This is a genomic window from Streptomyces sp. MS191 (assembly GCF_008042125.1).
Lineage (GTDB): Bacteria > Actinomycetota > Actinomycetes > Streptomycetales > Streptomycetaceae > Streptomyces.
In genome coordinates this window covers 226,049-238,922 of sequence record NZ_RDBI01000040.1, presented here as the reverse complement: position 1 = coordinate 238,922, position 12,874 = coordinate 226,049, and the positions used below count along the sequence as shown (strand labels likewise).

General features: G+C 71.5%; 13 protein-coding genes and 1 riboswitch. Of the genes, 11 read left to right on the top strand and 2 right to left on the bottom strand.

What is annotated here, in order from left to right; genetic code table 11:
• Nucleotides 1-62: 62 nt before the first annotated feature.
• The gene (locus tag EAO71_RS07930; protein ID WP_147977066.1) at nt 63-2,438 is read right to left on the bottom strand and encodes a chitinase C-terminal domain-containing protein; all 2,376 of its coding nucleotides are present in this window, start codon (nt 2,436-2,438) and stop codon (nt 63-65) included.
• A gap of 287 nt (nt 2,439-2,725) precedes the next feature.
• Nucleotides 2,726-2,855: riboswitch (FMN riboswitch) on the top strand.
• 223 nt (nt 2,856-3,078) lie between these two features.
• Here EAO71_RS07930 and ribD point away from each other — a divergent pair.
• The 10 genes from ribD (at nt 3,079) to EAO71_RS07880 (ending at nt 11,693) form a co-directional block, all read left to right on the top strand.
• Complete coding sequence (gene ribD / locus EAO71_RS07925) at nt 3,079-4,143, top strand: bifunctional diaminohydroxyphosphoribosylaminopyrimidine deaminase/5-amino-6-(5-phosphoribosylamino)uracil reductase RibD (RefSeq protein WP_410093981.1); 1,065 nt, start codon at nt 3,079-3,081, stop codon at nt 4,141-4,143.
• Nucleotides 4,144-4,145: 2 nt separating this feature from the next.
• Nucleotides 4,146-4,754, top strand: a complete 609-nt coding sequence (locus tag EAO71_RS07920; RefSeq protein WP_147977064.1) for a riboflavin synthase — start codon at nt 4,146-4,148, stop codon at nt 4,752-4,754.
• A gap of 56 nt (nt 4,755-4,810) precedes the next feature.
• The gene (locus EAO71_RS07915) at nt 4,811-5,389 is read left to right on the top strand and encodes a nicotinamide mononucleotide transporter family protein (protein WP_261992216.1); all 579 of its coding nucleotides are present in this window, start codon (nt 4,811-4,813) and stop codon (nt 5,387-5,389) included.
• The gene (locus tag EAO71_RS07910; protein ID WP_147977062.1) at nt 5,386-6,663 is read left to right on the top strand and encodes a bifunctional 3,4-dihydroxy-2-butanone-4-phosphate synthase/GTP cyclohydrolase II; all 1,278 of its coding nucleotides are present in this window, start codon (nt 5,386-5,388) and stop codon (nt 6,661-6,663) included. Before EAO71_RS07915 ends, EAO71_RS07910 begins: the two co-directional genes overlap by 4 nt.
• Nucleotides 6,664-6,749: 86 nt before the next feature.
• Nucleotides 6,750-7,235 carry a 6,7-dimethyl-8-ribityllumazine synthase gene (gene ribH, locus EAO71_RS07905; RefSeq protein WP_147977061.1) on the top strand — a complete coding sequence of 162 codons (486 nt, stop codon included), beginning with the start codon at nt 6,750-6,752 and terminating at the stop codon, nt 7,233-7,235.
• A gap of 67 nt (nt 7,236-7,302) precedes the next feature.
• Nucleotides 7,303-7,575: a phosphoribosyl-ATP diphosphatase gene (locus tag EAO71_RS07900; RefSeq protein WP_147977060.1), complete on the top strand. Its 273-nt coding sequence runs from the start codon at nt 7,303-7,305 to the stop codon at nt 7,573-7,575.
• Between the two features lie 64 nt (nt 7,576-7,639).
• Nucleotides 7,640-8,488 (top strand): ATP phosphoribosyltransferase, encoded by an 849-nt coding sequence (gene hisG / locus EAO71_RS07895; RefSeq protein WP_147977059.1) that lies wholly within the window; start codon nt 7,640-7,642, stop codon nt 8,486-8,488.
• Between the two features lie 49 nt (nt 8,489-8,537).
• A complete protein-coding gene (locus tag EAO71_RS07890; RefSeq protein ID WP_147977058.1) occupies nt 8,538-8,990 on the top strand; it encodes a PH domain-containing protein in 453 nt (150 codons plus the stop codon).
• A 208-nt stretch (nt 8,991-9,198) separates the two neighbouring features.
• Nucleotides 9,199-10,542, top strand: coding sequence for a hemolysin family protein (locus EAO71_RS07885; protein ID WP_147977057.1), 1,344 nt, complete (start codon nt 9,199-9,201; stop codon nt 10,540-10,542).
• Nucleotides 10,539-11,693 carry a hemolysin family protein gene (locus EAO71_RS07880; RefSeq protein WP_147977056.1) on the top strand — a complete coding sequence of 385 codons (1,155 nt, stop codon included), beginning with the start codon at nt 10,539-10,541 and terminating at the stop codon, nt 11,691-11,693. The genes EAO71_RS07885 and EAO71_RS07880 overlap by 4 nt, the downstream gene beginning before the upstream one ends.
• A gap of 109 nt (nt 11,694-11,802) precedes the next feature.
• On the opposite strand, the gene EAO71_RS07875 is transcribed toward EAO71_RS07880, so the two are convergent.
• The gene (locus tag EAO71_RS07875; protein ID WP_147977055.1) at nt 11,803-12,468 is read right to left on the bottom strand and encodes a DUF4097 family beta strand repeat-containing protein; all 666 of its coding nucleotides are present in this window, start codon (nt 12,466-12,468) and stop codon (nt 11,803-11,805) included.
• A gap of 234 nt (nt 12,469-12,702) precedes the next feature.
• Between EAO71_RS07875 and EAO71_RS07870 the strand changes: the two genes are divergently transcribed.
• Nucleotides 12,703-12,874 (top strand): helix-turn-helix domain-containing protein (locus EAO71_RS07870; RefSeq protein ID WP_147979169.1); only part of this gene is annotated, 172 nt, incomplete at its 3' end.

Here is a 12,874-nt window from a genome sequence, read left to right as displayed (position 1 = left end):
TTCTTCAGCGGGCCGGGTTCCCGGTGCGCCGGCCGTTCACCGGCGCACCGGGGCGGCCGGCGTCAGCAGGCGCCCAGATCCTTCCAGACACCCCAGTCGCCGGTCGTGCCCGGCTCCTCGTTCTGGGTCCACCACTGGGCCTTCCACTTGTGGCCCTTGTGGGAGACCTCGGTGCCGCCGTTGTAGACCGTGCCGGCCACGTACGCCGGAGCCGTGCAGGTGCCGGTCGGCGGGGTCGTGGGCGGCGTCGTCGGCGGAGTGGTGGGCGGGGTGGTGGGAGGCGTGGTCGGCGCGGTGGGCGTCGGGGTCGGCGTCGAGCCGCCCGGCTCCACCGTCGTCGTGCCGCGCGCCAGGTCACCGGCGAGCGCGTAGGCGGTGCCGTTGACGGTCACCGTCCAGTTCGACGGCGTGGAGACCGGCAGGTAGTAGTTGAACGCCAGGTCCACCGTCGCGCCGGGGGCCAGCGACTGCCAGGCCGGGAGCTTCAGGGACACCCGGTGGAAGTCGCCCTTCAGGCCGCCCACGTTGCTGCCCGTGTGGTCGCTGCTGATGACCTTCGTGCCGAAGCCGGACTGGTCGGAGGCATTGCCCGGGGACGAGGTCGCGTAGTCGAACTGGAACTCCGTGCCGCCGGGCAGCGCGGTCTGCGTGTTGTTGGTGATCCTGATCTTCGGGGTGATCGGGTAGTTGGAGTCGCCGAGCTTGAACTCGGTGAACTCCACGCCCACGTTCACGGCCTGCGTCGGCAGGGTCGCGTTGGACTTCTTCGCGCCGTACGGGGTGGCCGCCTTGAACTTGTCGTACATCAGCGAGGTGAGCGTGGAGCCCATCTCGTACTGGCCCTTGGTCGCGTTCCACGCGTAGTCGCCGGCCATCTCCCAGATCATGGTGCCGCCGATGCCGCGGTTCACCACGTAGTCGGCCTTCGCGGCGATCGACTGCTCGTCCTCCGTGGAGAGGAAGACCTTCTTCTGCGCGTTCCACAGCCACGGCGCGACCAGCGTCGCGTCGTACCTGCGGGCGTAGGTGCCGGTCAGCGTGGTGTTCGCGGGGAAGCCGTACTGGGTGACGTAGTCGCCGACGATCCCCTTCTCGAGGTTCTTGGCGTGCCACATCGGGTTGGAGCCCGCGGGGGACTCCACGCCGTTGGTGTCCTTGTCGTGCCAGAGGTTGTCGATGCCGACGGCACCGTCACCGCACTTGGTCAGACCGGAGCCGGCCGGGCAGGTGGTCGCGGTCGCCTTGCCCCACAGGCCGTCCGTGCCGCCCTGCACGTTCTTGTGGCCGCGGGTGTAGTACGGCAGGCCGATGTTGATCCGGCCGGCCGGCATCGAGCCGCGGAAGTAGTGGTACGCCCAGTCGGTGTTCAGGTAGCCGATGCCGCCGTACTGCGAGGAGCCGTACACGTTCGCGGCGGCCAGCTCGCCGTCCTTGCCGTCGTCGAAGAGCGAGGCGTTCGGACCGACGTACTCGTTCCAGGCGCCGTGCAGGTCGTAGGACATGATGTTGACGTAGTCCAGATACTTCTGCATCTGGAAGGTCTCCATGCCGCGCAGCAGGTAGCCGGAGGAGGGCGCGGCGACGGTCAGCAGGTAGTGCCTGCCGTCGGCGGCGCCGGCCCGGTCGAGCTTCTCGCGCAGCGACTTCATCAGCACCGCGTAGCTCTGCACGAGGCCGGCGCGGCGGGCGTTGGCCAGCTGCCAGTCCAGCGGGTTGCCCGCGTCCTTCATCGTCGTCGGGTACTCGTAGTCGATGTCGACGCCGTTGAAGCCGTACTTCTTGATGAAGGCGACGGCCGAGTCCGCGAACGTGTCGATCCCGGCCTGGTTGACCGAACCGTCGGCGTTGGTGGCCATCGAGTAGAAGCCGCCGGAGTTCACCCGGGCGCCGTTGTCGTCGAAGTAGCCGCCGGTCTCCGCCCAGCCGCCGACCGAGATCAGCGTCTTGACGTTCGGGTGCTGCTTCTTGAATTTGTTCAGCAGGTTGAAGTGGCCCTTGTAGGCGAAGGCCGGGTCCATCTCCGCGCCGGCGACACCGGGCCAGGTCATCCCGGTGGCCGCGTTGTTCGGGCCGTCCGTGCCGACGGAGATCTTGTTGTCGGAACCGATGTGGCCGAAGGCGTAGTTGATGTGGGTGATCTTGTCCCACGGGATGTTGTTGGCCAGGTAGGCGGGCTCGCCGTTCCTGCCGGTGCGCCAGCCGGTGAAGTAGCCGATGACCCGGCGCTGGTGGTCGGCGCCCATCTTCTCGCGGCCCTCGGTGTCGTAGACCGAGCAGTAGGGCACGTCGACGCCGGGGGTCTTGTACAGCCCGTCGGGGCGACAGGACTCGTTGTCGGCCGCGTACGAGACGCCGCCGGAGAGCGAGCTGATCAGCAGCCCGGCGACGGCCGCGCCGGACGCGAGCAGCGAGGCTCTCGCCTTCGTGGGGGACAACACGATCGGTTTCCTCCTGAATGGGGGTACCACCACACCCCCAGGGCGTAGGGGGCGTGGGCCGAACACAACGAACAAGGGGGTGGGTCGTGTTGGGCCCGTGGAGTGCGCACACCGGCGGGCCGTACCTCGGAGGTGACACGGAGATTAAGAGGACTAGACCAGTGCGTCAATAGGTCTGGACCATTTGAACCGGATGTGGGGTGCGCACCGCATGCTGTGAGCCAGGCCACAAGGCCTCACCCGCATGGCCGACGATCGTCCGTGGCACACTGGCCCTGTATCAGCAGCAGCGCACTCCGGGGTCGGTGTAATTCCGAACCGGCGGTATAGTCCGCGACCCGTCCGCAGCCAGCGGCCGGTTGACCAGGTGAGATTCCTGGACCGACGGTGAAAGTCCGGATGGGAGGCAGTGCGCGGCGGGCGACCCCTCACGGGGCCGTCGGCCGTATTCCGCTGGTCGCGACGGCCGGATCCTCCGGTCGGCAGCCGGTCTCGCCGGCGATCGCGACGATCGGTGTACGCGCCCTCGGCGTCCCGGTACGAGGTGTCCCACCCGCTCTCTGTCGTCATCGACAGGCCCCGGAGTCCGTGCCCGAAGAGGCAGGAGGACCCGGTGGCCGAGCAGGCCGAAGTGAACGCCATGCGCCGAGCCGTCGCGCTCGCCGCCCGCGGACTCGGCTCCACCAGCCCCAACCCGGTCGTCGGCTGCGTCATCCTCGACGCCTCCGGACACCAGGTCGGCGAGGGCTACCACCAGCGCGCCGGCGGACCCCACGCCGAGGTCCACGCCCTGCGCGCGGCCGGTTTCCTGGCCCGCGGCGGCACCGCGTACGTCACCCTCGAACCCTGCAACCACACGGGCCGCACCGGCCCCTGCGCCCAGGCCCTGATCGACGCCGGGATCGAACGCGTCGTGTACGCGGTCGCCGACCCGAACCCGCAGGCCACGGGTGGTGCGGACACCCTGCGCGCGGCCGGCGTCGAGGTCGTCGGGGGCCTGCTGGAGGCCGAGGCCGAGGCGGGCAACATCGCCTGGCTCACCTCCGTCCGCCGCGGTCGGCCGTACGTCCTGTGGAAGTACGCCGCCACCCTCGACGGCCGGATCGCCGCCTCCGACGGCACCTCCCGCTGGATCTCCTCCGCCGAGTCCCGCGCCGACGTCCACCGGCTGCGCGCCGAGGCCGACGCCGTCGTGGTCGGCTCCGGCACCGCCCGCGCGGACGACCCCCATCTGGCCGTGCGCGACGTCGAGGGCGCCGTCCAGCCCCTGCGGGTCGTCGTCGACACCGAGGCGCGCGCCGTACGGCCCGGCGCCCGGATCCTCGACGACGCCGCCCCCACCCTGATCGCGATCGCCGAGGACGCCGACACCTCGCTGACCGACGTGGTGCGGCTGCCCCGGGCCGACCGCGGCCTGTCCGTGCCCGCCCTGCTCGCCGCCCTCCACGACCGCGGCGTCCGCTCCGTACTCCTCGAAGGCGGCCCGACCCTCGCCGCCGCCTTCGTCGCCGCGGGAGCCGTCGACAAGGTCGTCGGCTACCTCGCCCCGGTCCTGCTCGGCGCCGGCCCCAACGCCCTCGCCGACGCCGGAATCACCACCCTCGCCGACGCGTTGCGGCTCGACGTGACCGAGACCGTGCGCATCGGACCCGACCTGCGGATCACCGCCACCCCCGTCACCCCTGCCATTGCCAAGGAGCGCTGAGCGTGTTCACCGGAATCGTCGAAGAACTGGGTGAGGTCACCGCCGTCGAGCGGCTGGCGGACGCCTCCCGCTTCCGCCTGCGCGGCCCCCTGGTCACGGAAGGCGCCAAGCACGGCGACTCCATCGCCGTCAACGGTGTCTGTCTCACGGTCGTCGAGTTCGGTGACGGCGAGTTCACCGCCGACGTGATGGCCGAGACGCTGCTGCGTTCCTCGCTCGGCGCCCTCGAGGTCGGCTCCCGGGTCAACCTGGAGCGACCGATGGCCGTCGGCGACCGCCTCGGCGGGCACATCGTCCAGGGCCACGTCGACGGCACCGGCTCGATCCTCGACCGGACCCCGTCGGAGAACTGGGAGATCGTCAGGATCGCCCTGCCCGCGCACCTCTCCCGCTACGTCGTCGAGAAGGGCTCGATCACCGTCGACGGCGTCAGCCTCACCGTCGTCGAGGCCGCGGACGACTGGTTCAGCATCAGCCTCATCCCCACGACCCTCGCCCTGACCACGCTCGGCATCAAGCGGAGCGGTGACCCGGTCAACCTCGAGGTCGACGTCATCGCCAAGTACGTCGAGCGGCTGCTCGGCCCGAACGCACGGGAGAACGTCAAGTGAACTGGCTCAACTCCGAGGCGTTCACCGTCCTCGACCAGCACATCCTCTGGTCCGACATGATCGGCAACACGATCGGTCTGATCGCCCTCGCGCTCGGCTGGCGCCGCTCCATCCTCACCTGGCCCGCCCAGCTGCTCTCCGGCGTGATCCTGGTCGGCGCCTACGCCTCCGCCCACCTCAGCGGCGGCGTCGGCAAGCAGCTCCTGGTCATCGGCGTCGCCGCCTGGGGCTGGTGGCAGTGGAACCGTGGCCGGCAGCAGGCCCAGGACGGCTCCATCGCCGTCCGCTTCGCCACCTGGAAGGAGCGCGGACTGCTCCTGGCCGGAGCGGCCCTCGGCACCCTCGCCGTCGGCGGCCTGTTCACGCTCTACCCGTCGCTCTCCTGGAGCCCCTGGGCCGACGCGTACATCTTCGTCGGCACCCTCGTCGCGATGGTCGCCCAGGCCCGCGGCCTGGTCGAGTTCTGGTTCGCCTGGCTCCTGGTCGACCTGGTCGGCGTACCCCTCGCCTTCAACAGCGGCCTGGCCTTCTCCGGCCTGGTCTACGTCATCTACTTCGCCCTCGTCATCTGGGGCATGCGCGACTGGTGGCTCCGGACGCGCACGGCCTCCGCTCTGGAAGGAGCCACGGCATGAGCGCGCTTCCGCTCTGGGACGCCACCGACCTGTCCCTGGACCCCGTCGAGCAGGCCATCCGCGACATCGCCGCGGGCCGCCCCGTCGTCGTCGTCGACGACGAGGACCGCGAGAACGAGGGCGACCTCGTCATCGCGGCCGAGAAGGCCACCCCCGAGGTCGTCGCCTTCATGATGAGCGAGTGCCGCGGCCTGATCTGCGCCCCCATGGAGGGCGACGAGCTGGAGCGCCTCGAGCTCCCGCAGATGGTCGCGCACAACACCGAGTCGATGCGCACGGCCTTCACCGTCTCCGTCGACGCGTCCACCGCCCACGGCGTCACCACCGGCATCTCCGCCGCCGACCGCGCCACCACCCTGCGCATGCTGGCGAGCGGCACCCACGAGGCGTCCGACTTCGTCCGGCCCGGCCACATCTTCCCGCTGCGCGCCAAGCCCGGCGGCGTCCTGGCCCGCAACGGCCACACCGAGGCCGCGGTCGACCTCGCCCGGCTCGCGGGCCTGCGCCCGGCCGGCGCCATCGTCGAGATCGCCGGCGAGGACGGCGTCATGCTGCGCCTGCCCGAACTGGTCCCGTTCGCCCGCAAGCACGGCCTGACGATCATCTCGATCGAGGACCTCGTCGCCTACCGCCGCTCCTCCGAGCCGACGGTCCGCCGCGAGGCCGAGGTCCAGCTGCCCACCGCGCACGGCGAGTTCACCGCGTACGGCTACCGCTCCACCGTCGACGGCGTCGAGCACGTCGCCCTCGTCCACGGCGAGATCGGCGAGGGCGAGGACGTCCTGGTCCGGGTCCACTCCGAGTGCCTGACCGGCGACATCTTCCACTCGCTGCGCTGCGACTGCGGCCCCCAGCTGGAGGCCTCCATGAACCGGATCACCGAGGCCGGCCGTGGAGTCGTCGTCTACCTGCGCGGTCACGAGGGCCGCGGCATCGGCCTGCTCTCCAAGCTGCGGGCCTACGAGCTCCAGGAGCGGGGCCGCGACACCCTCGACGCCAACCTGGAGCTGGGCCTGCCCGCCGACGCCCGCGACTACGCGGCCGGTGCGCAGATCCTCGGCGACCTCGGTGTCCGCAGCCTCCGGCTGATGACCAACAACCCCGACAAGATCGCCGCCCTCACCCGGTACGGCCTGAACGTCGAGGGCCGCGAGCCCATGCCGGTCCAGGCGGGCGAGCACAACCTCCGGTACCTGCGCACCAAGCGGGACCGGATGGGGCACGACCTGCCCTGGCTGGAGGCCGGCCCGGCGTCCACCTGCGGCAACCAGTAGCCACCCCGCCCCACCCGCGGAGAGCACTCCGCGCGCAGTACCACCGAACAGCACACCAGGCACAGAGAAACCGAGCAGGGAGAGACATGAGCGGCAAGGGCGCACCCGTCCTCAGCGTGAAGAACTGCAGCGACCTTCGGGTCGCGGTCATCGCGGCGCAGTGGCACGAGAAGATCATGGACGGCCTCGTCGACGGCGCCCTGCGCGCCCTGAGCGAGCTCGGCATCGACGAGCCGACCCTGCTGCGCGTCCCCGGCAGCTTCGAGCTGCCCGTGGTGGCGAAGGTACTCGCCGGTCGCGGCTACGATGCCATCGTCGCGCTCGGCGTCGTCATCCGTGGCGGAACCCCGCACTTCGAGTACGTGTGCCAGGGCGTGACCAACGGCCTCACCCAGGTCTCGATCGACACCGGCGTACCCGTCGGCTTCGGCGTCCTGACCTGCGACACCGAGGAGCAGGCCCTGGACCGGGCCGGCCTCGAGGGTTCCAACGAGGACAAGGGCCACGAGGCCGTCACCGCCGCCGTCGCCACCGCGACGACGCTGCGCACGGTCAGCGAACCCTGGCGCTGAGCCCCGCCACCACCCGACGGAGGCACTGCGCGCCCGCTCGGTAGCACCCCGTACCCTTAGGACCATCATGGCGAACAAAACCTTCGAAGAGCTCTTCGCCGAGCTCAAGCACAAGGCCGAGAACGGCGACCCGGCCACCTCCCGCACCGCGGAACTGGTGGACAAGGGAGTCCATGCCATCGGCAAGAAGGTCGTCGAGGAGGCCGCCGAGGTCTGGATGGCCGCCGAGTACGAGGGCAAGGAAGCCGCCGCCGAGGAGATCTCGCAGCTGCTGTACCACGTCCAGGTGATGATGGTCGCCCGCGGGATCTCGCTCGACGACGTCTACGCCCACCTCTGACGGGGCCGGCCCCGACGCCCACCGCACCACTTCCAGGCAACTCCCAGAAAAGGAAGCCCACCTCATGCTGCGCATCGCCGTCCCCAACAAGGGTTCCCTCTCCGGACCTGCGTCGGCCATGCTCCATGAGGCCGGCTACCGCCAGCGCAAGGAGTCCAAGGAGCTCGTCGTCATCGACCCGGAGAACGAGGTCGAGTTCTTCTACCTCCGGCCGAAGGACATCGCGATCTACGTCGCCTCCGGCAAGCTCGACATCGGCATCACCGGCCGCGACCTGCTCCTGGACTCCGGCGCGAACGCGGCCGAGATCCTCCCGCTGAACTTCGGCCGCTCCACCTTCCGCTACGCCACCCGGCCCGGCACCGCCCAGGGCCCGGAGGACTTCGGCGGGATGACGATCGCCACCTCCTACGAGGGCATCGTCGCCAAGCACCTCGCCGACCAGGGGATCGACGCCTCCGTCGTCCACCTCGACGGCGCCGTCGAGACCGCGATCCAGCTGGGCGTCGCCCAGATCATCGCGGACGTCGTCGAGACGGGCACCTCGCTGCGCAACGCGGGCCTGGAGGTCATCGGCGAGCCGATCCTCCGGTCCGAGGCCGTCGTCATCCGCCGCGAGGGCGCCGACGAGGACCACCCGCAGGTGCAGCAGTTCCTGCGCCGCCTGCAGGGCGTCCTGGTCGCCCGCTCGTACGTGATGATGGACTACGACTGCCGCGCCGAGCACCTGGAGCAGGCGGTCGCCCTCACCCCGGGCCTGGAGTCGCCCACGATCTCGCCCCTGCACAACGAGGGCTGGGTCGCCGTGCGTGCCATGGTCCCGGCCAAGGAGGCGCAGCGGATCATGGACGACCTGTACGAGCTCGGGGCCCGGGCCATCCTGACGACCGCCATCCACGCCTGCCGCCTCTGACGGGCGCCGCAGGCAGACCCCAGGCAACACGGCGCGAAGGAACCGAGCGATGTCCGACCCCACCCTGCCCGCCCTCCCGGTCACCTTCCGGCCGGGCCGCACCCGGGCGGTCCTGCTGACCGTCGGCGCGGCGATGTTCGCCGTCATCACCGCCGTGGCGCTGATGCTGGAGAAGCTCGGGCCGGGCGAGCGGGCCAGCTTCATCCTCACCGCGGCGCTGTTCCTCGGGGTCCTCGCGATGCTGAGCCGCCCCAAGGTCGTCGCCGACGACGACGGCGTCACGGTCGTCAACATCACCCGGACCCGCCGGCTGGCCTGGGCCGAGATCCTGCGGGTCAACCTCCGGCCCGGCGACCCCTGGGTCTTCCTGGACCTGAGCGACGGCACCAGCATGCCTGCCCTCGGCATCCAGCCGGGCATCGCCAAGGAGCAGGCCATCCGCGACGCCCGGGCGCTGCGCGCCCTGGCCGACAGCCACGGCACCGGGCCCGACGCGCGCTGAGTCCCCCATACGGGGCCGACCCCCTGCCCAGGCGGCGGTCGGCGTGACTACTCTGGAGGCGGTGGTGCCGAGCGGCGCCACCGCCTCGCACGTGCAGGGCCGCTGCCGCGGCCCGCGAGGCCACCCTGCGACCCGAGGAGTGACTCCCTCCGGCAATGGACGGATCGTCCGGTAGTACCTGCGCCGCCCCCTCCACGGAGGCGGCGGCATGATCATCCCTCTTCTGCTGCTCGCCGCAGCCCTCCTCCTGATCCTGGCCAACGGCTTCTTCGTGGCCGCCGAGTTCGGCCTCGTCACCGTCGAGCGAGCCGAGGCCGAGCGGGCCGCCGCCGACGGCGACCGACGAGCCCGTACGGTGGTCAAGGCGCTGCGCGAGCTGTCCTTCCAGCTCTCCGGCACCCAGCTGGGCATCACGATCACCTCCCTCGTCGTCGGCATGCTCGCCGAGCCCGCGCTGGCCGGCCTCCTCGACGGCCCCCTGACCGCCACCGGGCTGCCCGAGGGCGCCGTCTCCGGGATCTCGGTGGTGATCGGCATGCTGCTCGCCTCCGCCGTCCAGATGGTGATCGGCGAGCTCGTCCCCAAGAACTGGGCGGTCTCCCGGCCGCTCCAGGTGGCCCGCTTCGTGGCCGGCCCGCAGCACGTCTTCTCCGCCGTCTTCCGGCCGGTGATCGCGCTGCTCAACAGGGTCGCCAACCGGCTCGTCCGGCTCCTCGGCGTGGAGCCCGCGGAGGAGCTCGACTCCGTACGCACCCCCGGCGAGCTGGTCTCCCTCGCCCGCCACTCGGCGCTGGCCGGCGCCCTCGAACAGGACACCGCGGACCTGTTCGTCCGGACGCTCACGCTGGGCGGACTCACCGCCCAGCACGTGATGACCCCGCGCGTGAAGGTCAGCGCGCTGCAGTCGGACGCCACCGCGGCCGACGTCGTCAACCTCACCCGCGCCACCGGACTCTCCCGCTTCCCGGTCTACCGCGAGCGCATCGACGAGATCGTCGGCATGGTCCACCTCAAGGACGCGCTCGCCGTGCCCCCGCACGAGCGGCTGCGCACCCCCGTCGGCCGGATCGCCGTCGCCCCGCTGCTGGTGCCCGAGACCCTGCCGGCCCAGGCGCTCCTGGAGCGGCTGCGGCGGGAGCAGCCGATCGCCGTCGTCGTCGACGAGTACGGCGGCACGGCCGGGGTCGTCACCCTGGAGGACATCGTCGAGGAGCTCGTCGGCGAGGTCCGCGACGAGCACGACACCGCCGCCGACGCGCGGCCGGAACTGGCCGTCGTGGCCGCCGGCGAGGACGGCAACCCCGCCTGGGAGGCGGACGGCTCCTGCCGGGTGCACACCCTGCACCGGATAGGGCTCGACGTGCCCGACGGCCCGTACGAGACGGTCGCCGGGCTCGTCGCCGACCTCCTGGGCCGGATCCCCGCCCCCGGGGACCGGGCCGAACTCCCCGGCTGGCGGCTGTCGGTGCGGCAGGTCGACCGGTTCCGAGCCGAGCGGGTGCGGATCGTCCGGACGGCCGACCGGCCCCTCGTGCCGGAGGCGGTGCGATGAGCCTGCTCCAACTGCTGTTCGCGGCCCTGCTGGTGGTCGCCAACGGCTTCTTCGTGGGCGCCGAGTTCGCTCTCGTCTCCGTACGCCGCAGCCAGATCGAACCCCTCGGGGGGAAGCGGGCCCGCCAGGTGCTGCACGGTCTGGAGAACCTGCCGCAGATGATGGCGGCGGCCCAGTTCGGCATCACCGTCTGCTCGCTGACCCTGGGCGCGGTGGCCGAGCCGACCGTGGCCCGGCTCCTCGAACCCGTCTTCCACGCGCTGCGCGTGCCGGACGGCCTGATCCATCCGCTCGGGTACGTCGTCGCGCTCGCGGCGGTGGTCTTCCTGCACCTCGTCATCGGCGAGATGGTGCCGAAGAACCTGGCGATGGCGGCCCCGGAGCGGACCGCGCTGTGGCTGGGGCCGGGGCTCGTGGGCTTCGCCCGGCTGTGCCGGCCGGTGACCGCCGCCCTGGGCGCCTGCGCCCGTCTGGTGCTGCGCGCCTTCAAGGTCGAGCCGAAGGACGAGGTGGAGGCGGTGTTCACCAGCGCCCAGCTCGGGCGTCTGGTCGAGGACGCGGGCCAGGCCGGACTGATCGACCCGATGGAGCAGGAGCGGCTGGAGGACGCGCTGGAACTGGGCAGCCGCCCGGTGACCGACGTCCTGATCGCCCCGGCGGAGCTGGTCACGGTCACGCCGTCCGTCACCCCGCGGGAGATCGAGGAGCTCACCGTCCGCACGGGCTACTCGCGCTTCCCGGTGTGCGCCGGCGGACGCGCCGGCTACATGGGCTTCGTGCACGTCAAGGACGTCCTCGACCTGGAGGACCGGGAGCGGGCGGTGCCCCAGCACGTCTGGCGCCCGATGGCGACCGTGCGGGCCGAGCTGCCGCTCGACGACGCCCTGACGGTGATGCGCCGCGCCGCCACCCACCTCGCCCGGGTGGTCGACGCCTCGGGCCGGGTGCTCGGCCTGGTGGCCCTGGAGGACGTCCTGGAGATGCTGGTGGGCGAGGTCCGCGACCCCGCGCACCGCGGGGATCCGCTGGTCGCGGTGCGGCCCGTGGGTGTCCAGCGCCCGGAGCGCTCCGCCCGGCGACCAGAGGGGGCGCCGGCAGGGCCGTCGACCGCGGACGGTGTGCCGTCCGAGGCCGAGGTGCTGACCGGCTGACACCGGAGTGCCCCGGCCCGGCTGGGCCCGGGGCGTCGGCGCACGGACCGCCGGGGCTCTCGCGACGACCGACGGTTTCCCGGTCGCGCGGGCCCCGCCGGGACCGTCCTCAGAGGCTGCGCGCGGTGATGTCGCCGTGCGAGGTCGTCGCGCGGATGTCGAGCGCTGCGGTGCCGTCGCTTTTGAGGGCGTTGGCGACCCTGCCGTAGCCGGTGCCGGCGTCCAGCGCGGCCGACACACCCGCGGCGGCGGCCACCGAGATGTCGCCGGACTCGGTGCGGAGCACGACCGTGCCGCCGACGGCCTCGGCGATCCGGATGTCGCCCCGCGCGGTGGTGATCTCCGAGGAGCCTCCGAGCCGGCCGACCTCGACGTCGCCGTCGACCGCGGTGAGGCGGACGCTCGCGGCCTCGTCGATCCTGATCCGGCGGTACGCGCCCTCGAAGGCGACGTCGCCGAGGCGGCCGGCGCCGTCGAGCTCGGCCGCGGCGGCCTTGGCCTCGACGTGGGAGCCGGCGGGCAGCTTGAGGGTGACCTCCAGGGATCCGGTGGCGCCGACGAGCCGCTTCTCGGACTCCGGGGTGTGGATCCGCAGGACTCCGTCGGCGTAGCCGACGGTCGTCCGCTCGGCGCTCGTGACGTCCGCGCTCTTGGAGGGGTCGGCGGGCAGGACCTCGACGGTGGTGTCGGCCCGGTCGTCGGCGACGATGCGGACGCGGCCGGCGGGGATGTCCAGGACGGCGGAGATCGGGGCGGTGGTGTCGAACTTCTGCATCGTGCTCTCCTGTGCTCGCTCGTTGTTTCTGACATTGGAAAAGCTACGTTGCTTTCCACCTCTTGGCAACAAGCTCGTTGCGTAGAATCCGCATCATTGCAGGTGAAGATAGGGAATCTGTTGCAACGGTCCTGTCAGTAATGCAACGCAACGCCATCGATCATTGCAATGGATTGAAAGTGAACGCTATAGTGGGGCCAGGCGACACCACGAACGAGCACCAGGGAGACCGCGATGCCGGGAGGCAGGCTCACTCAGCAGGAACGTCAGCAGATCGCGCTGGGGCTGGCGGACAGCCTCCCCTACGCCGAGATCGCGAGGCGCCTCGACCGTCCCACCTCGACCATCACGCGTGAGGTCATGCGCAACGGCGGCCCCACCGGCTACCGCTCCGATCTGGCCCACC